The sequence below is a fragment of the Pseudomonas sp. ASL9 genome (genome assembly GCF_056680335.1).
Genome location: NZ_CM155277.1, coordinates 1,339,342 through 1,358,895 on the forward strand (window position 1 = coordinate 1,339,342; position 19,554 = coordinate 1,358,895).

Below are 19,554 nucleotides of genomic sequence, written 5' to 3' on the forward strand. Positions count from 1 at the left end.
AGACACGTCCTTTCTGCATCAAGAGATCACATGCTCAAGCGAAGTACCTTAAGCCTCAGGGGTGCCGCACTCTGCGGAACCCTGCTTGTCAGCGGTTGTGCCAACCACTTGTCACAACGCAGCGAACACGAAGAGCGCGTCGAACGCAAATTGCTCAGTCACAGCCTGCAAGTCGATATCGGCGAGCCTAAGGCACTTGAGCTACCGCAGCGGCGCGTGCGGATTCATGAGCAGAAAACATTCGAAGTCACCCAATTCGAAGTCACCCGCAACTATGATCGCTATACCCCCTACCAACCCTGGCGCGAAGTCTATGAAATACCGCTGGGCGCAGTCGCAGTGGTGGGCGGTGTAGGCGCCAACATTCTGAACGTTGTCATGCTTGGCCATTTGCCCGATAGCGTGACCAAGGACTGGATCCGCTATGGCGTTGACGGGCTCAATCCATTCATGAACGTACAGTCTCACGGAAGAGCACAGCAGAACCTGTTCAGCATTGATGAGGTTCAGCGTGACAAGCATGTTGAATACTCCAGCCTGCCATGGAGCGAACGCCCGGTTGAGGTCAAGGCCGGCGCACACACTTACGATCTGACGACCGATCGCAATGGCGTACTGCGCCTGAACCTGCTCGACAGCCCGTTTGCCGAGCATGACCTCAATCAAATCACCCGCTTGCAGATCACCGTCGAGGATGAACAGGACAATGTGCGCGCCAACGCCACCTTGCCGATCAGTCATTCATTACACGGCAAAATGCGCGAAGCTCACACGTTGATCTACGACGACCTTGAAGATGACGATGTCAGCCAATGGGTGCATCGGGTTAAACGTCTCTCGGAACTGGGCCTGGAAGAAGAGGCCAGCGAACTGGAGCAAAGCCTGATCGAACTGACGCGTAACGATCCGGAACTGCAGCAGCAATTCCTTAAGTCACTGACCAAAGACGCCGGGCGCCTGGTGGCCGATCCAGGGCCAAACAGCTAAAGCGTAAACAGCTCCAACTGCTCGTGGGCACCGCGCAAATCCTGCAAACGCACGCCGATTCCTAATAAGCGAACCGGTTTGCCACCTCGAGCGAAGGCCTGGGTCAGCAACTGCTCAAAGCTATCCAGATCACGCCCCGCCCCCGACTGCTCCAGGGTAGTTTGAGTGAAGTCATGAAACTTCACTTTGACGAAAGGCTTACCCGCGCGGTAACTGTCGTCCATGCGCGCCATTCTTCCGGCAAGGGTTGCGAGCAAATCGGGTAGTTTCTCCAGACAGCTGACCAGATCCGGCAGATCCGTATCGTAGGTATTTTCAACACTCACCGACTGACGTCGACTGTCGTTCTGTACCGGTCGGTCATCGATCCCCCGCGCCAGATTCCACAACCGCTCTCCGAAGGTGCCGAACTCGCGCACCAGGGCCAATTTATTCCAGTCACGCAGATCGGTGCACGTGACAATACCCATACGACCCAATTTATCAGCGGTCACCTTCCCGACGCCGTGCAACTTGTTCACTGACAACATGGCGACGAACGCCTCCACTTGATCGGGCGTGATGACAAACAACCCGTTGGGCTTTTTCCAGTCACTGGCAATTTTCGCGAGGAATTTATTCGGCGCCACACCGGCCGACACCGTGATATGCAGTTGATTGGACACACGGCGACGAATATCCTGAGCGATCCGGGTCGCACTCCCCGAGAAATGACTGCTGTCCGAGACATCCAGAAAAGCCTCATCCAACGACAAGGGCTCAATCAGTTCGGTGTAATCGCGGAAAATGGTCTGAATTTCGCGGGAGGCTTCTTTATAGGCATCCATGCGAGGTTTGACGATGGTCAGGTCGGGGCACAGCTTCAAGGCATGTCGGGACGACATGGCCGAGCGCACGCCATAAGCCCGCGCCTCATAGTTGCAGGTGGCGATCACTCCGCGCCGATCCGCCGAACCGCCTACTGCCAGCGGCTTGACAGCAAGACGCGGGTCGTCGCGCATTTCGATGGCGGCGTAGAAGCAGTCACAGTCGACGTGGATGATTTTGCGCTGCGTCATGAGGTGCGGTTATGAATGCTGTGGGCCGTGCAGTATCTCACTCACGCTGGAATGTGCCACTCACGTTACGGGGAGTTATGTGCGAAAGGTCCTAAAAGGGACTCCACTTACCCTCTAAGGTCCGTGCTACAAGCCCTCAAGCCGATTCGCATACCCAGCTGGCGAGGCTAAGCAATTGAAGGAAAAGCACTTTTCTTAAATTAACCATTGACAGCCTAGCGTTCCGCTGTAGAATACCGACACACAGACGCGGGATGGAGCAGTCTGGTAGCTCGTCGGGCTCATAACCCGAAGGTCGTCGGTTCAAATCCGGCTCCCGCAACCAAATATCAAAAAAGGCTACTCGAAAGAGTGGCCTTTTTTGTATCTTCAATTAACCCCCCCCAACCTTGCCCCTCCTCTTTGTAGAACCGCCAGTCATAGACCGGTGGGGGATGAGCAGCGCCCAATCAGAAGAAAGCCTTCGCACTCCGGCCACTTAGCCGTTCTGACAGACTATTTATGGTTAATTACTGCCACCGTGACATTAACAGTTGACACTCCGCCGTTCAGCTGTAGAATGCCGCCACACAGACGCGGGATGGAGCAGTCTGGTAGCTCGTCGGGCTCATAACCCGAAGGTCGTCGGTTCAAATCCGGCTCCCGCAACCAAATATCAAAAAAGGCTGCTCGAAAGAGTGGCCTTTTTTGTGCCTGACTAAAAAGCGCCGGAACAGCGGACGAAAATGCTTGTCAGAACTGTCGATCCGAAGGATAGGTGTCGTCGGCTAAATCGTCGGCTGAAACGAATCCGCTACATTCGCTCGTTAGACTATGACGCGCTAATATCTCGAAATATTTTTTGCGTAGGGATTGGTAACTTGTCTGTATACCTCCATCCTGTCGCGCACGATCCAAGGAGTGATTGATGCGCGCCAATTCGTCCGAAACCAATGAAGCTGTAACCGGCACTCAACCGATTGCGTCTGCTCGCTTGCACTGGCTGGAACTGCTGAGCAAATACCGCCAACCCTTGGGTCTGGCGATAACGTTGCTGCTGTTCTCGATTGCACTGATCGCCTGTCGTCATCTATTGAGTGAACTGGACCTCTACGCCCTGCACGATTCGCTGCTGAGCGTTCCGCTGCCTGCACTGGGCGGAGCCCTGGCGGCGACTGCCGTTGGCTTTGTGGTGCTACTGGGCTATGAGTGGTCGGCCAGCCGCTACGCCAATGTTCAGCTCCCCACCCGAACGCTGATCCTTGGTGGCTTTACTGCGTTCGCCATTGGCAACGCCGTAGGACTGTCGCTGTTGTCAGGTGGGTCGGTACGCTACCGACTTTACGCACGTCATGGCCTGGGCGCCGTAGAAGTGGCGCGCATGACTTTATTTGCCAGCCTGTCACTGGGCTGCGCCCTGCCACCGCTTGCCGCCTTGGCGACCTTGAGCGACCTGCCGGCCGCCTCTGTTGCTCTGCATTTGAGCATTCCACTGCTCGCGTCGGTGGCCGTGGCTGTCCTCGCGCTCAGTGTGTTGCTGGCCGTAGGCATTTATCGTCGTCGTCTGCCCGAACAACCGATCCCGCACAATCTGCTGGTCCGCGCGGGACGTCGCACCCTGCGCCTGCCCGGCCTGAATCTTACGTTGATGCAATTGGTCATCACTGCATTGGACGTCGGTGCCGCAGCCATCGTGCTTTACTTGTTACTGCCCGATGCGCCTCCCTTTGGCGCTTTCTTGCTGGTTTACCTGCTTGCTCTGGCCGCAGGCGTGCTCAGCCATGTGCCAGGTGGTGTGGGTGTGTTCGAGGCGATTTTGCTCGCCGCCTTCGCCGATCAACTTGGCGCTGCACCGTTGGCCGCTGCCCTGCTGCTTTATCGCCTGATCTATGTGGTGCTGCCGCTGCTGCTGGCCTGTGTGGCGTTATTGATCAGCGAAGCTCAACGCTTTCTGCCGACCCGCGAAGCGATACGCGTGGCATCTGGTCTGGCCGCACCGATCCTGGCGTTGCTGGTATTTCTGTCGGGCGTGGTCCTGCTGTTCTCCGGCGCCACACCCGAAATCGATACGCGCCTGCAACACGTTGGCTTTCTAATCCCACACCGCCTGATCGACGCTTCGCACTTTGGTGCCAGCCTGATTGGCGTATTGTGCCTGCTGCTGGCCCAAGGCCTGCGTCGTCGCCTGTCGGCCGCGTGGATGCTGACAGTCGTGCTGCTGCTGGTCGGCGCCCTGCTGTCTCTGCTCAAGGGCTTCGACTGGGAAGAAGCCTGCCTGCTGACGCTGACTGCTGGCCTCCTGACGATCTTCCGGCGATCGTTCTATCGCCCTAGCCGCTTGCTTGAACTGCCCTTTTCGCCGCTCTACCTGGTAGCCAGCATTTGTGTGCTCGGAGCGTCGATATGGCTACTCTTGTTTGCCTATCAAGATGTGCCTTACAGCCATCAGCTCTGGTGGCAATTCACCCTCAACTCCGATGCGCCTCGCGCCTTGCGCTCGGCGCTGGGCAGTGCGGTATTACTGGTAATCGTCTCTCTCACCTGGCTGTTGCGCACCGCGCGTCCGGTGATCACCTTGCCGACTGACGCAGAACTGGCCAAAGCCGCCGAGATCGTGAACGCTTCCGATCAGCCTGATGGCGGCCTTGTACTGACCGGTGATAAAGCGCTACTGCTGCACCCTAGCGGCAAGGCCTTTTTGATGTATGCACACCGTGGTCGAAGCCTGGTAGCGCTGTATGATCCCATTGGCCCGACGCAGCAACGCGCAGAGTTGATCTGGCAGTTCCGCGACCTGTGCGACATCCATCACGCCCGCCCGGTGTTTTACCAGGTGCGTGCGGAAAATCTGCCGTTCTACATGGACATCGGCTTGACTGCGATCAAGCTGGGCGAAGAAGCGCGGGTCGACTTGCGACGTTTTGACATCGACGCCAAAGGCAAGGAGATGAAAGACCTGCGCTATACCTGGAACCGTGGTACCCGGGATGGCTTGTCGCTGGAGATCTACGAGGTCGGTCAGGCTCCGTTGGACGAACTGAAGGTGATCTCCGATGCATGGCTCACCGGCAAAAACGTACGAGAAAAAGGCTTCTCCCTAGGCCGTTTCAGCCCACAATACTTGCAGCATTTCCGGATAGCGATCATCCACTTCGAAGGCAAACCTGTAGCATTTGCCAACCTGCTGGAAACCTCCCGGCATGAACTGGCCAGTCTGGATCTGATGCGCGCGCACCCTGACGCCCCCAAACTGACCATGGAATTCATGATGGTCAGCCTGATTCTGCATTATAAAGAGCAGGGTTATGGGCGCTTCAGTTTGGGGATGGTGCCGCTTTCTGGCCTGCAACCGCGACGCGGCGCACCCTTGACCCAACGCTTGGGCTCGATGGTATTCCGCCGTGGCGAGCAACTGTATAACTTCCAAGGCTTGCGCCGCTTCAAAGACAAATTCCAGCCTGACTGGGAACCCCGCTATATGGCCGTACCCGCCGGACTTGATCCGCTCGTGGCACTGGCTGACACTGCTGCCCTGATTGCAGGCGGCCTGACTGGATTGGTGAAACGCTAATGATTCAACGCTACTGGCGATTTTTGCTCGCAGCCCTGATTGTTCTCGCACTGGTACTTGGTTTTTGGCTATGGAGCCGCCCTGCGCCTGAAGCCAGTCTCGAACACCTGACACTGGAAAATGGGGCAGCCCTGACCCGGGTCTTGCCCGGCACCAAGGCCATCGCTCAAGTTGCCGTGGCCGTCCTGGCGGATGAAGGTCTGACGGACACGCAACTGCTGGCCCTGAGCCAGGACGCCAGCGCTGAGGTCGTACAGGTGATTTTGCCCAAGGATGACTGCGCCCTGCAGCAGCAAACGCTGAATGCCAGCCTGCAAAAGCTCGACGGCGCGCCCACCCTGGTGGCAGGTATCGGCCCGGGCGCAACGCTGGCCTGGCGCTGGCTTGCGGGACAAACCGACGACAAAGCACAAGCGATATCGGTAGGTTTTTCCCTCGAACCACCTGGCTGCAATGATGCACTGCCCAAGACTGCCGCTCACGGTCACTGGCTGGTCGCCTGGAACGACGGCCCGGATGACGCGGCCGCCTCATTCGTTCGTGATCAGCCCAATGCCGAGAACAGCATCAGCGACTATGACATTCACTTGCCGCAGGTACTCAACAGCCAACTGCGCCATCAATTGGTCGCAAATGACAATAACGGCGGCCTGAACATTCCGGTGGTAGAAGTCCCTGCCGGACAGACAACCGACACCGTAACCCTGTTTCTCTCCGGGGACGGTGGCTGGCGCGACCTTGACCGTGACGTGGCCGGCGAAATGGCCAAGATCGGTTACCCGGTGGTCGGCATCGACACCTTGCGCTACTACTGGCAGCACAAGGCTCCCGAGCAAAGCGCCGAGGACCTTGCCAAACTGATGGCGCATTACCGGCAAAAATGGGGCACCAAGCGCTTCGTACTGACAGGTTATTCCTTCGGCGCAGATGTGCTGCCGGCGATCTATAACCGCCTGGATCCCGACGATCAGAAACGTGTCGACGCAATTATCCTGCTGGCATTCGCGCGCAGTGGCAGTTTCGAGATTGAGGTCGAGGGCTGGCTGGGGACTGCGGGCAAGGAAGCACCCACGGGCCCTGAAATGGCCAAGCTGCCCCCTGAGAAAGTGTTGTGCATTTATGGTGCTGAAGAAGATGCCGAGAGCGGCTGCACCGAAGCGACTGCCGTCGGTGAGAAGCTCAGGCTGCCAGGCGGCCACCACTTCGATGAAAACTACCCGGCCCTGGCCAAGCGCATGATCGAGGCCATCGAGAAACGCCAAGGGAAAACCCCTGCCAAACAAGGCTGATCCCTCTCTGCTGAACCCTGCACCACAAAAAAGTCCCCGCAGCCTTGCAGCTCGGGGACTTTTTGTTTCTGCGCCTTACATCTCTACCTGAGTACCCAACTCGATCACCCGATTGAACGGTAGCTTGAAGAAGCGCAGGTTACCGTTGGCATTCTTGAGCATGAACGAGAACAACCCTTCGCGCCAACGCGCCATGCCTTCCAGCTTGGAGGCAACGACTGTTTCGCGGCTGAGGAAGTACGTAGTGCGCATCGGGCTGAAATCCAGCTCGTCCAGGTGGCACAGCTTCAGCGCGGCGGGTACATCCGGTTCGTCGATGAAACCGAAATGCAGAATCACCCGGTAGAAGCCCTCACCGTACGCCTCGACTTCAAAGCGCCGGCTCGCAGGGACACGTGGGGAGTCCTCGTAAACCACGGTCAGCAGCACCACCTGATCGTGCAACACTTGGTTGTGCAGCAGGTTATGCAACAAGGCATGCGGTACCGCATCGGCACGGGCAGTCAGAAATACCGCCGTACCTTGCACGCGATGCGGCGGCTGGACACGGATACTGCTGATAAAGATCGGCAGCGGCAGCCCTCCCTCATCGATCCGATCCACCAGCAACTGTTTCCCGCGCTTCCAGGTGGTCATCAGGATGAACAGAACAATACCTGCCAACACCGGGAACGCGCCGCCCTGCACTATTTTCGGCACGTTAGCGGCAAAGAACAGCGCGTCAACCAGCAAAAAGCAGAGCAGAACCGGTACGGCCAACAACGGTGGCCATTTCCACAACAGCAACACCACCGCCGCCACCAGGATCGTGGTGATCAGCATAGTCCCGGTCACGGCAACCCCGTAAGCGGAAGCCAGGGCACTGGAAGACTCGAAACCCAACACCAGCAAGATCACACCCACCATCAGCGCCCAGTTCACCGCGCCAATATAAATCTGGCCTTGGGCAGAGCTGGAGGTGTGCTGGATGTGCATACGCGGGATATAACCCAGCTGAATCGCCTGCAACGTCATAGAGAAAGCCCCGGAAATAACTGCCTGCGAAGCAATCACCGTGGCCAGAGTCGACAGAGCGACCAATGGGATCAACGCCCAACTCGGCGCCAGCAGGTAGAACGGGTTACGCGCAGCTTCCGGGTTATCGAGCAGTAACGCACCCTGACCAAAATAGTTCAGCACCAGCGCTGGCAGCACCAGAACGAACCAGGCACGGGCGATGGGTTTGCGACCAAAGTGCCCCATATCGGCATACAGTGCTTCAGCGCCCGTCAATGCCAGTACCACAGCACCAAGAATGGTCACACCGACGCCCGGGTGGACCATAAAAAAATGCAAGCCCCATGCCGGGTTAAGTGCGTTGAGCACATCTGGATGCTGCATGACTCCGTAGAGGCCCAGCGCAGCCAGCACGAGGAACCAGAGGACCATCACCGGTCCGAACAGAATGCCGATCCGCGCCGTACCGTGACGCTGAATTAGAAACAACCCCACCAGCACGATCAACGAAAGGGGCACCACCCAATGTTCGACGCCCTTGAACGCCAGCTCCAGACCTTCCACCGCCGAGAGCACGGAGATGGCCGGGGTAATCATGCTGTCGCCATAAAATAGCGCCGCGCCGAACAGACCGCAAACCACCAATGCACCGCGTAACCTGGGATACGGCGAGGCAGCCTGCCGAGCCTGCGCGGTCAGCGCCATGATTCCGCCCTCGCCCTGGTTGTCAGCGCGCAAAATGAACAGCACGTATTTAAGCGAAACCACCCAAATCAGCGACCAGAAGATCAGCGCCAGGATGCCGAGCACCCCATCGCGATCTACCGTTACCCCATACCCTCCGGAGAACACCGTTTGAAGGGTGTACAGAGGGCTGGTGCCGATATCGCCGTAAACCACACCGATGGCTGCGATCAGCAGTCCCAGTGGCTTTGCCGAATGATGTCCAGCCTCTGCCTGACTAATTGCCTGACCCATTTACCACTCCTACAACCAAGACCTGGGTTCCAAAAGCACAACGCTGTGCCTGAGCGAGCGCCGTTTTTACAGATACCGATTAACGCCATCGATGCGATCGAGCGTAACGCCGCGAAGCATAGCGCAGCACTCGTCGTAATTCTCTGCATAAAGCTGGTCAATCTACTGTGTCGCCGCTAGAATTGCGCACTTTTTGATCAGCGGCGTGCCAAGCGCCCAGTCGGTACCCCAGCCATTTGCCCGGGCGCCACCCAATACCGAGGTTCGCTATGTCCACCGTCACCACGCCGTCTGCCCCAAAGGTTGGCTTCGTTTCCCTGGGTTGCCCCAAAGCCCTGGTCGATTCTGAACGCATCCTCACCCAACTGCGCATGGAAGGCTACGAAATCGTCGCCACCTACCAGGACGCTGACGTCGTGGTAGTCAACACCTGCGGCTTTATCGACACTGCCAAAGCAGAATCACTGGAAGTGATCGGTGAAGCCCTCGCTGAAAACGGCAAGGTAATCGTTACCGGCTGCATGGGCGTAGAAGAAAGCGCGATCCGCCTGGTCCACCCCAGCGTGCTGGCCGTTACCGGCCCGCAACAATACGAACAAGTGGTCAACGCCGTTCATGACGCCGTGCCGCCAAACCTTGATCACAACCCGCTGATCGATCTGGTGCCGCCTCAAGGCATCAAGCTGACGCCACGCCACTATGCCTACCTGAAGATTTCCGAAGGCTGCAACCACAGCTGCAGCTTCTGCATCATCCCGTCGATGCGCGGCAAGTTGGTCAGCCGTCCAGTCGGTGACGTACTCGACGAAGCCCAGCGCCTGGTCAAGGCCGGGGTCAAGGAACTCCTGGTGATCTCCCAGGACACCAGTGCTTATGGCGTCGACATCAAATACCGCACCGGTTTCTGGAACGGGCAGCCGGTCAAGACACGCATGACTGAATTGTGCGAAGCACTCAGCACTCTCGGGGTGTGGGTCCGCCTGCACTACGTTTACCCGTACCCGCACGTCGATGAATTGATTCCGCTGATGGCGGCCGGGAAAATCCTGCCGTACCTGGATATCCCCTTCCAGCATGCCAGCCCGAAAATCCTCAAGGCGATGAAACGTCCGGCCTTCGAAGACAAGACCCTGGCGCGGATCAAGAACTGGCGTGAAATCTGCCCGGACCTGATCATCCGCTCGACCTTCATCGTCGGCTTCCCCGGCGAAACTGAAGAAGACTTCCAATACCTGCTCGAATGGCTGACCGAAGCCCAACTCGACCGCGTAGGTTGCTTCCAGTACTCCCCGGTCGAAGGCGCACCGGCCAACGCCTTGGGCGATCACGTCCCGGACGAGATCAAACAGGACCGTTGGGACCGCTTCATGGCGCACCAGCAAGCCATCAGCGCAGCCCGCTTGCAATTGAAAGTCGGCAAAGAGATTGAAGTGCTGATCGACGAAATCGACGAAAACGGTGGTGCCGTAGGCCGCTGCTTCTTCGACGCGCCAGAAATCGACGGCAACGTCTTTATCGACAGTGACCAGGACCTCAAGCCGGGTGACAAAGTCTTGTGCCGGGTAACCGACGCTGACGAATACGACCTGTGGGCTGAAACGGTTTAAATCAGCCGCTCGAAAAAAAAGCCCTGCCCTTTAACTGGCAGGGCTTTTTTGCAACTTAGGGAAAAGTCTTACCGCCTGTCACTCCCTCCGCCGACATAACCCTCTCTCCATTCCCGTCATAGTCGTCGCTTTCTATAAACGCGAAGGATTGTGCAAATGGGATCGGCCACTGCTAAACGGATCGCGTTGCCAGAAGATCTCCCCTGGCAACAAAGCGTCGGCCTGCTGCTTGATGCCGTACAGGTCGAGAAGCTTTTGCCGCGTCTATTCGAGTGGGCCGAGATTCCGAAGGTGGACGTGCTTTACCTCACCACCCGGCTTGCCGAGTTTAGAGACCTCTCCCCGTGCCTTGTCCGCCTGAAAAGTGCAGACGACCCAACGCTTGCGCAGTTCCTGGCCAACGTCGATCAACAATGGGGCTACCTGCTGGTCAGCGATGAGCCCTGGGAGCAGGTCGTGGCGCATCTGCGCTGGTTGACCGTCATTGAGCATCCGTCCGGGCAAGAAATGCTGCTGCGCATGGCCTACCCGCCGGTAGCAGATGCCCTGTTTGGGGCGGAATATCCAGACTCCGTGCTGTTCGGTCCCTGCCAGCACATTTTCACAGCAGACCTTGCGCGCAACGGTTGGCATCACTACACCCGCCCCGGCGAAATGCCGCCCCCGAAACACGATGCACCCTACCGACTTAACGAAAAGCAGTGGGACAGTCTCGACGACGCCAGCTTTCACAAGACGGTGACCGGACTCTCCCGGCACATGAAGCACTACTTCCCTGACTACCAGGCTGATTTAACGGACCCGCAGTATTGGGAGCATCTGCAGGCATTGGCGCGCCGTGCTGTCGAGCACGGTTTTGGAAGTGAAAAAGAACTCTATCTGTATGCCACCGCTCACGGATTTATGAATGAACAGGCGTTACTGGGCGACCGCCTCATTGCCAGCCTTTTGCAGCATAACCCCAACTATCCCGCCACCGAGCGGGCCGAAACCATCGCAGATCTGGCCCAAATAAGGAGCCAGCCATGACCGACTTCATGACCCCTCGCGGCCACATGGCCATCCTGGTCGCAAGATCCAAAAGCGCCACGCCCTTCGGCGAAGTCGGTGTTTGCCCACTCATGCAAACAACCCTTCACCTGCTGCCGGTACGTTACGGCCTGGTTGAAGACGGTCTCGATCCGAGCGCTGATCTGGCGATGCCTTACACGCTGCAAAGCCGCCCCTTGGGTCTGCGCATGCTGCGTGACGGTTATCTGTATGTGATCGACAGCGTCACCGGCATGCTGAGTGAATACAGCATCAAAGACGGCTCGCTGGAGTACTGGCTGTTCACCGGCAAGGCGTTCAAAGCGCATCGCCCGCCCCTGGGCGATCCACCCGAAATGATCTTCTCCCGGCGCAGCGTGCTGCATGTCGCCTACTCGGAGGTGCAGTGGACCGTCGCCAAATGCCGGCAGGTGCTCGATAGCGCCACCGAGCGCGAGCACTTCATGCAGCGTATCGACCTTGCGCCGGTCAACAGCGAACACATCGTCGCGCCGCTGCTGCATGAGCGGCACGCGAAAAAATGGCTGGCCGAGGTGGTGCGGGATCACGACGCCCCTCATCAAGGCCTTACGCCTGAAGAAAACATCCCGTACCTGTGGGAACACCCACCGCTGTTTCGTCAGACCTTGATCGAGGAGCTGACCAGCCAGGTCAGCAACGAGCACAAAAACGACTTCCTGTTCCTCGCCGTGCGCGACGATATCGGCGTAATGCGCGACCTGGCGAACTATCAGGACAAGGTGGTGGGCTGGATCGATGACTGGGCCCGCAGCGGTCAGGAAGAAGGCCACACCGAGCGTGATTACTTGCTGGGCTGCTACATCGAATCGCTGAGCCAGATCAGCGCCGCCAACCTCAGCGAGATGGCCAAGAGCACCGATGACCCTGCGCTCAAGGCGTTATTGCTTGATCTGGAAACGCTGCCCGAACCCCAACGTGGGGAAACGCGGCAGGCGTTGCTGGAGGTGCTGAACCTTGATCCGGTGGCCAATCCGCTGCCCGGTGTTTCGGACCCTGATCATCCTGCCGACCTCAAGGCACAGCTAAAAAGCATCCAGCTCGGCCCCGTGCGAGCCATTGGCTACAACATGGTCAGCGAGCTGAACAAAGCCGTCGAGCTTTACTACCTCAAACAAAAACTCGCCACCGCCGACCCCGATTTCATCGCCATCCACTGGCAAACCCTGGTCAAGCTGCACCGCGAACAGGATAACCGGCTAAGAGACCTGCTGTACGGCGCACGCTGGGGCCAGCGCGGAATCAACGACCTGATCGACCGTCCGCGCATGGACGCTTTTCTCAAGGAGCAACGCCCCAAGCTCGCGCATTGGAACGCCCTGCTTGATCGCATCACCTACGACCGACTGGAAATGCTGACCCACAACCGTTTCCACCGCGCCGCCTGGTATTACGACGCCAACGATCTGGAGCAGATCGATCACGCCTTGCTCACCCAATACGACTGCCTGAAAGACCTGTGCCGCAGTGACACCGCCAACGACACCATTGTTGCCTGGCTGAACCGCAACCCGCATCAGAGTCGGTCGCTGTTTTTTACCTTGCCGCTGAGCGTGCAGACCGAACTGGCCGCACAATTCGCCTTGCTCACCAACGCAGGCTGGCTGCTGATCAAAGACGCGCCGGAGTGGCTAGAGAAGCTGAAAACGCTGTTTGCCGGCCATCTGCCGGACATCGAGACCCTGCCCAACCCCACCCAAGTCAATGCCACCGCCGCTTGGGGCACCCTCGCCCCCGCCGTGCAATGGGGCGTGCAACAAGGGCTGCACGATTTCATGCAGGCCTTGGACAAAGGCCAGATGCCGGACATCGAGGCACTGTTTCGCTACCTGCCCAAGACCTTCGGGGTTTCGTTGCTCGACGCGGCCCGGCGCGAGAAGGTCAGTTTTCAAATAGCAGATGCCGATGACCTGAAAGCCTTGGGTGAGACGGTCAAGGAGGTGCAGGCGGAACGTAGACACCTGCGTTCCCTGAACAACAATGCCCGTCGCTATCGTGCGGAAAAAGATCACTGGCTGGCTCAAGAGCTGGAAAGCCAGCGGCCCGAGACTCAACAGAAACTTAACGTTCTGGAAGAGCGACTGGCCCGGATGCTGAGCCCGATTCGTGAACTGCCAGTGGGGGCGGTTCATTTGCAAACGGCGACGGCCGGCAAGCCTGGGTTGGCGCTGGTGTTCCCGCCGGAGCAGCAGGCGCAGGTGCGCTCGTTGCTGGAAAACTATCGGCAAGGGGTAAGGGTTGCGCCTAACGCAGGGTTGTTGGGGGATGGGGCTGGGTTGCTGGTGTTTGCGGCGCAGTTGGTGAATTTTGTGCAGGTGTGGAAAGAGGTAATGGTTCAACCCGAGCAAAAAAGGGACACCGGGCTATTGTGGGGTCCATTTTTTACTACCGCCGCAGCAGGGTTCGGGGCTGCACAAGGCATAGCCGATACAGCACTTGGCGCGCAGGCGGCGGTGTTGAGCAAGAACATAAAAGTAGCCGAGTTGAAAGGCGTCCACGTCCAATTGGGAAGGTTGCATCTTGGCTTGGGCCTTGCCGGCTACTTCGTAGGAACGCTAGCCGCAGCAATGAGCCTGAAGAGCACTAGTAGCAATTGGTTAAATGCTGCACGCGAGGGCAACGGTGCAGCACAAGCGGGTGCCACTCTAAGCATGGCGGGCAATACCGGCTTTTTACTAAGCAACGCTTATGGTTTTGGTGAAACATTGATGGCGGGCAAAAACGTCCTATCCGTCGCGTCTCAAACTGATGCGCGCCTAGCCGCTTGGGCAGCGGCTGGCACTCGCCTTTCTACAGTACTTTTCCGCGTTAACATGGCTGGTATTTTGTTTACTGCGCTGGAGCTATCCGGTAGTTGGCTTTATAACCGCTACAATCTCAGCCGCCATGATCAATGGCTGCTCACCACTCCCTGGAGTCGAGATGCGGATCGACGTTTGTCGCTGGCGTTAAGCGGGTACCAAAAAAGTCTGCACGTTCAGGTCAAGGCCCCAAAAATCGAAGTATGCCCCAACCAATCCGATAATCAGGGCACCCTGTCCGCGACGCGAATAATGCTGCACCTGCCCACCACCTCCAGTGCCGACCTTATGAAGCCGTTCGGCAGCAGAACGGCTAAAACCGTGCTCCGGATAGGCGGCTATGAAGTACGCACTCACACCACGCGAGTAAAAGCTGTCGAGCGCTGGACTGTCGCAACTGACGCCCTGATCCAAAAACTGCAGATCAAACAAGCAACACCTCTGGTTCTGGAGTTTGAGGCGCCCACTCGCGAGTATCACCCAACCGCCACCGAGCGCGACGAGTTGGTGGTCACCGTTGAACTCGGAGACTTTAGCCCCGAGGACGGCGTTTACTTACTCAACGTTTATCAATTCCGCGTACCTCTCGACGGCCAAGGCGGTGAGATCGCTGATAAGAACCTTGAACCTCAAGGGGAGAAATGCACTTTTTACCAAATTGATCCCCTCCACCTGCCACAGGAGGACGATTGATATGGCTAAACCCTCCGTTAGCAGTCCTCCGCAGATCAATCAGGAACCTTACGCAGGGATGATTGAAACATTTCCCAGTGGCCAGGTTATTTATCTGGCCCCCGTTCCGTTGCCCACCGATACGCTGGCTCAGGACTATGGAAATGCGGTGGGTTCGATAAGTGACGCCTATATGGATTTTGGGCTGGGATTACCGACTGCATTTAGTTGGCAATTAATAGTGGGAGGTCCATTTTCATGCTTTGTTATGGTCGCTTTCTTGGCTCCGATGATCTTTGGTCTAATGGGATTATTCCTAGGGGAGGATCTAAAAAGTTCTGTCGATTTTGCATCGGGCATGATCCCATCTGGCTTGCAAATCGGCGCGTGGGGCGGCGGCCTCGCTCTAGCCCTCGGCATCATCATCTCCCTCAACCACCTCGCAAAATACGAAACCCTCGTCCCCACCCGCTTCAACCGCCAACGCCGTGAAGTCTGTTTCGTCCCGGCCGGTCAAACCGAACCGATCTTCGTCCCCTGGGAGTCACTTTCTGCGTGGGTCGTTCAGGCCCGAGGGGTCACCCAATACGGCCTGAACATCCAGTACGCCATGGGCCTCGGTTTTTACCACCCGCCTCACGATCAGCAATACACCCTGGAATTTCACTGCGCCGGTTTTGAGTTGGCCATCTGCAACTGGGAAGCCATTCGTGCATACATGGAGTACGAGGTCCACACCCTCAAAGAGATTCAGGACCCCCTCGACCTGCAAGGCCCCGACGATCCGCCACACGAAGGGCTGCACACTTTCTACAACGCCCGCGAACGCATGCGCCGTCGGCGTAAAGCCGGGGAAGTGGGCTGGAGTTATCCGTTCTGGTGGTACCTGTACCACGTCATGACCCTCTGGACGTTGCCCAACCACCTCACCGAATGGGAAATCCGCCGCATCAAGAGCATGGGCCGCGCCGCCGTGCCCGAGGCCATGCAGGCATGGTCAGCTCCGCTGCCGGAAGCTGAATGGGCCAAACCCAGCGCGAAGCTGCAACGCATGAGCCGAATGGTTATGGACCTGCGCCAGCAAGAGCCGCAGGTTTCGTTGATTCAACACTTCGTTGAAGTGCAGATTGCTGAAGCGAAACGAGAGCTTCAAGGAGAGGAAGGCGATGCCCCCCTGATTGATCCCCTCCACCTGCCACAGGAGGACGACTGATATGGCTAAACCGCCCCTTGACGCGCCGCCACCAATCAGTCGTGAACCGTATGCTGGGATGATCGAAAACTTCCCCAGCGGCCAGGTTATTTATCTGGCCCCCGTTCCTTTGCCCACTGACAAGCCGGCTCAGGACTATGGAAATGAGGTAGGTGGAGTAAATGACATCTATATGGCCTTTGGGTCAGGAATGCCGGCGGTATTTGGCTGGCACATAACATTAGGTGTTCCTTTGGGCATTTTTTTTATGACCGCTATCTTGGCTCCAATGATCTTTGGCCTAATGGGATTATTCTTAGGGGAGGACCTAAAAAGCTCTGTCGATTTTGCATTGGGTATGATTCCATCTGGCTTGCAAATTGGCGCGTGGGGCGGTGGCGCCATCCTCACCCTTGGCATCATCATCTCCCTCAACCACCTCGCCAAATACGAAACCCTCGTCCCCACCCGCTTCAACCGCCAACGCCGTGAAGTCTGTTTCGTCCCTGCCGGCCAGACCGAACCCATCTTCGTCCCCTGGGAATCCCTCTCCGCCTGGGTCGTCCAGGCCCGAGGTGTTACTCAATACGGCCTGAACATCCAATACGCCATGGGCCTCGGCTTTTACCACCCTCCTCACGATCAGCAGTACACCCTGGAATTTCACTGCGCCGGTTTTGAGTTGGCCATCTGCAACTGGGAAGCCATTCGCGCTTACATGGAGTACGAGGTCCACACCCTCAAAGAGATTCAGGACCCTCTCGACCTGCAAGGCCCCGACGATCCGCCGCATGAAGGGCTGCACACTTTCTACAACGCCCGCGAACGCATGCGCCGTCGGCGTAAAGCTGGGGAAGTGGGCTGGGGTTATCCGTTCTGGTGGTACCTGTACCACGTCATGACCCTCTGGACCCTGCCCAACCACCTCACCGAATGGGAAATTCGCCGCATCAAAAGCATGGGCCGCGCCGCCGTGCCCGAGGCGATGCAGGCGTGGTCCGCTCCGCTGCCGGAAGCTGAATGGGCCAAACCCAGCGAGAAGCTGCAACGCATGAGCCGAATGGTCATGGACCTGCGCCAGCAAGAGCCGCAGGTCTCGTTGATTCAGCACTTCGTTGAAGTGCAGATTACTGAAGCGAAACTGAAGTAAGGGCTAAACATCAGCGATGGAACGCCGCTTTTTACCTTAAACGCTCTTCGGGACCGGCTTGTTCAACTCGCACAATGGGCAGGCCAGCTGTCCGCTGAGGATTTTGTCGACTTGCCCCTGCGACGCAAAAACAGTGTCGGCAACCAAGGGTTGAACCTGCCCCGGCATCAATGGCATCGCGGGCATTCCCGGCATCGGCACCCCGCCCAACACGATCGGTACGCTGCTGAAAATGCCGGCAGGGCTTATGAGGATGTGCTGACCGCCCGCGCTTAACGTCAGGCTGACGCCAGCATCGATAATGAGGTTAACGCCGGATTTGAGGTGCACCTCGAATCCGGCCTCCATGACCAACGCCTCGCCGACGCGGGTATGGCTGTTGCCTGCCACCTGCAGATGATCGCCCGCTAGCAGTTGAACCTTGCGCTCGCCGGTGGTGGTGCGGTGTTCTTCATTTTTGAGTACCGAGGTGCTGTTGCCCTTGATGGTCTCCAGGCGCTGACCGCCAATTTCAGTCCGGCGGTCGTTCTGGATCAGTTGCTCCATGTCGCGCTGGGCACGCAGGTAGACCCGTTCCGAACCGCTCTTGTCGTCAAAGTGGACTTCGTTGAAGCCCGTGCTCGCACTGGAACTCCGACTGCGAAAGACGCTTTTGGTCTTGTTTTCTGGCAGTCCATGCGCAACGGGGTTCAGGTTATTGGGCAGGCAGCCGACGATAACCGGCCTGTCGGCATCTCCTTCCAAATAGGAAACCAGCACCTCCATGCCCACCCGTGGGATGGTGACGGCACCATACCCGTCGCCCGCCCAGCTGGATGCGACCCGCACCCAGCAACTGGTTCTTTCGTCGTCCTGTTCGCTGCGGTCCCAGTGGAATTTGACTTTCACCCGGCCGAATTTGTCGCAGTAGATTTCTTCATTCACCGGGCCGGTAACCCTGGCGGTCTGGGTACTGTGGATTCGTGGTTTCGGGTGCTCCAGTGCAGGCCGGAACTGGACAGCTTCCGGCAGGGCGGTGAAGGTGTTGCGGTAACCCTGAACGATGCGCCCCTCTTCAACCGGGCGGCTGTCGGCCAGCTCCTCAAGCACCTGCGGCTGTCTTGCTTCATGCTGCACAAAAATCAGCACCCAATGGGTTTGGGGGGCGTAATCCTGAACCAGGTGCAAGCGCAATCCGCTCCGCAAACGTGATTCATCACTCTCACCCTCCGCCAGGCGAAACCCGGTTTGATGGCGCTCAAGCGTACGCCGGGATAACGCGTCACCACGTCTCCTCTCTTCGAAATTGCCGGGGTAGACGTAATCCTCCAGGTAGGGACCGTATTTGGGGACTTCGCCGCTCTCCCATTGCGCCTGCGTTCGCATGGGGTTTTGCAGGCTTTGCAGCGGGATATGGGCCTGTTTGAAGTCATGGTCGCGCAGGGCGACATGATTGGTTTGCGCGGTCAGACGCACGCCGAAGGCCTTGACCGCCGGACCTTCTGCCACCAGGCCACTCGCCGGTTTGAGCGGCAGCACCAGCGGGGATTTTTGCGGGAATCGGGTTTCATCGTCGGCAAAAATCAGGCGATGACTGTCAGGCGTATGCTCAAACCGGTAGAAAATCCCCTCTTCCTCGCATAACCGGCTGAGAAAGTGCAGGTCCGACTCGTCGTACTGAACGCAATAGTCGCGCGGCGCCATAACCGCCGTGATGCGGTCGAACGAGGCATCGGTGCCATTGAGCATGTGGTGCCCTTTCAGCACCTCAAGAATGATCGCCGGCACGGTCATGTGCTGGAACGAACGGCGATGGCTGGAATGCTGCAAAAAGGCCAGATAAGGCGCCAGCACCAGATGGTAATGGGTGAATCCCTTGCCTGTTTTACCCTGGCGAATCGAATAAATATGACCGTGCAGCCCCTGCCCTTGCGCCCCGAATCTCAGGTAGGCCGCTTTATGCAGCAAACCGTCCAATGCATGGGATGAGCGCCTGCTCACCAGTTCGATGTTGATTTCATACGGTCGACTCAGCGCCTCAGTCCCGTAAAAACTCAGTACCTGCAAGTCAGTTTGCGGCTTCCCGTTGATGTCCAGAGAGAACGTCGGGGTAAGGGCGGTTTGAGACATGCGCGGATCTTCGTGTTGAAAGGGGTTGGTAGTGTCATTGAAGATGGACTCAGCGGATGCCAGTAATGGTACGAGGAGCGCGTAGGATGCTTCCCGA

General features: G+C 57.8%; 11 protein-coding genes and 2 tRNA genes. 10 read left to right on the plus strand and 3 right to left on the minus strand.

Annotated elements, in window-relative coordinates; translation table 11 throughout:
• Positions 1 to 30 precede the first annotated feature (30 nt).
• Positions 31 to 987 carry a hypothetical protein gene (locus AC1ME2_RS06295; RefSeq protein ID WP_480439930.1) on the plus strand — a complete coding sequence of 319 codons (957 nt, stop codon included), beginning with the start codon at positions 31 to 33 and terminating at the stop codon, positions 985 to 987.
• Here AC1ME2_RS06295 and dinB read toward each other — a convergent pair.
• On the minus strand, positions 984 to 2,045 hold the full coding sequence (gene dinB / locus AC1ME2_RS06300) for a DNA polymerase IV (RefSeq protein ID WP_480439931.1): 1,062 nt from the start codon (positions 2,043 to 2,045) through the stop codon (positions 984 to 986). The genes AC1ME2_RS06295 and dinB overlap by 4 nt on opposite strands.
• A gap of 248 nt (positions 2,046 to 2,293) precedes the next feature.
• Here dinB and AC1ME2_RS06305 point away from each other — a divergent pair.
• The 4 genes from AC1ME2_RS06305 (at position 2,294) to AC1ME2_RS06320 (ending at position 6,884) form a co-directional block, all read left to right on the plus strand.
• Positions 2,294 to 2,370, plus strand: a tRNA-Met gene (locus tag AC1ME2_RS06305).
• 249 nt (positions 2,371 to 2,619) lie between these two features.
• Positions 2,620 to 2,696 (plus strand) — tRNA-Met (locus AC1ME2_RS06310).
• A gap of 256 nt (positions 2,697 to 2,952) precedes the next feature.
• Positions 2,953 to 5,595, plus strand: coding sequence for a bifunctional lysylphosphatidylglycerol flippase/synthetase MprF (mprF, locus tag AC1ME2_RS06315; RefSeq protein WP_480439932.1), 2,643 nt, complete (start codon positions 2,953 to 2,955; stop codon positions 5,593 to 5,595).
• Positions 5,595 to 6,884: a virulence factor family protein gene (locus AC1ME2_RS06320; protein WP_480439933.1), complete on the plus strand. Its 1,290-nt coding sequence runs from the start codon at positions 5,595 to 5,597 to the stop codon at positions 6,882 to 6,884. The genes mprF and AC1ME2_RS06320 overlap by 1 nt, the downstream gene beginning before the upstream one ends.
• Positions 6,885 to 6,959: 75 nt before the next feature.
• Here the strand turns inward: AC1ME2_RS06320 and AC1ME2_RS06325 are convergent, their stop codons facing one another.
• Positions 6,960 to 8,858 carry a potassium transporter Kup gene (locus AC1ME2_RS06325; protein WP_480439934.1) on the minus strand — a complete coding sequence of 633 codons (1,899 nt, stop codon included), beginning with the start codon at positions 8,856 to 8,858 and terminating at the stop codon, positions 6,960 to 6,962.
• A 269-nt stretch (positions 8,859 to 9,127) separates the two neighbouring features.
• On the opposite strand from AC1ME2_RS06325, the gene rimO reads away from it, so the two are divergent.
• The 5 genes from rimO (at position 9,128) to AC1ME2_RS06350 (ending at position 17,348) form a co-directional block, all read left to right on the plus strand.
• Complete coding sequence (rimO, locus tag AC1ME2_RS06330; RefSeq protein WP_322180408.1) at positions 9,128 to 10,465, plus strand: 30S ribosomal protein S12 methylthiotransferase RimO; 1,338 nt, start codon at positions 9,128 to 9,130, stop codon at positions 10,463 to 10,465.
• Between the two features lie 156 nt (positions 10,466 to 10,621).
• Positions 10,622 to 11,494, plus strand: a complete 873-nt coding sequence (locus AC1ME2_RS06335; RefSeq protein WP_480439935.1) for a DUF4123 domain-containing protein — start codon at positions 10,622 to 10,624, stop codon at positions 11,492 to 11,494.
• On the plus strand, positions 11,491 to 15,027 hold the full coding sequence (locus AC1ME2_RS06340) for a toxin VasX (RefSeq protein ID WP_480439936.1): 3,537 nt from the start codon (positions 11,491 to 11,493) through the stop codon (positions 15,025 to 15,027). The genes AC1ME2_RS06335 and AC1ME2_RS06340 overlap by 4 nt, the downstream gene beginning before the upstream one ends.
• A gap of 337 nt (positions 15,028 to 15,364) precedes the next feature.
• Positions 15,365 to 16,219, plus strand: coding sequence for a hypothetical protein (locus tag AC1ME2_RS06345; protein ID WP_480439937.1), 855 nt, complete (start codon positions 15,365 to 15,367; stop codon positions 16,217 to 16,219).
• Between the two features lie 337 nt (positions 16,220 to 16,556).
• Positions 16,557 to 17,348: a hypothetical protein gene (locus tag AC1ME2_RS06350; RefSeq protein ID WP_480439938.1), complete on the plus strand. Its 792-nt coding sequence runs from the start codon at positions 16,557 to 16,559 to the stop codon at positions 17,346 to 17,348.
• Between the two features lie 36 nt (positions 17,349 to 17,384).
• Here AC1ME2_RS06350 and AC1ME2_RS06355 read toward each other — a convergent pair whose 3' ends face one another.
• On the minus strand, positions 17,385 to 19,457 hold the full coding sequence (locus tag AC1ME2_RS06355) for a type VI secretion system Vgr family protein (protein ID WP_480439939.1): 2,073 nt from the start codon (positions 19,455 to 19,457) through the stop codon (positions 17,385 to 17,387).
• Between the last annotated feature and the right edge of the window lie 97 nt (positions 19,458 to 19,554).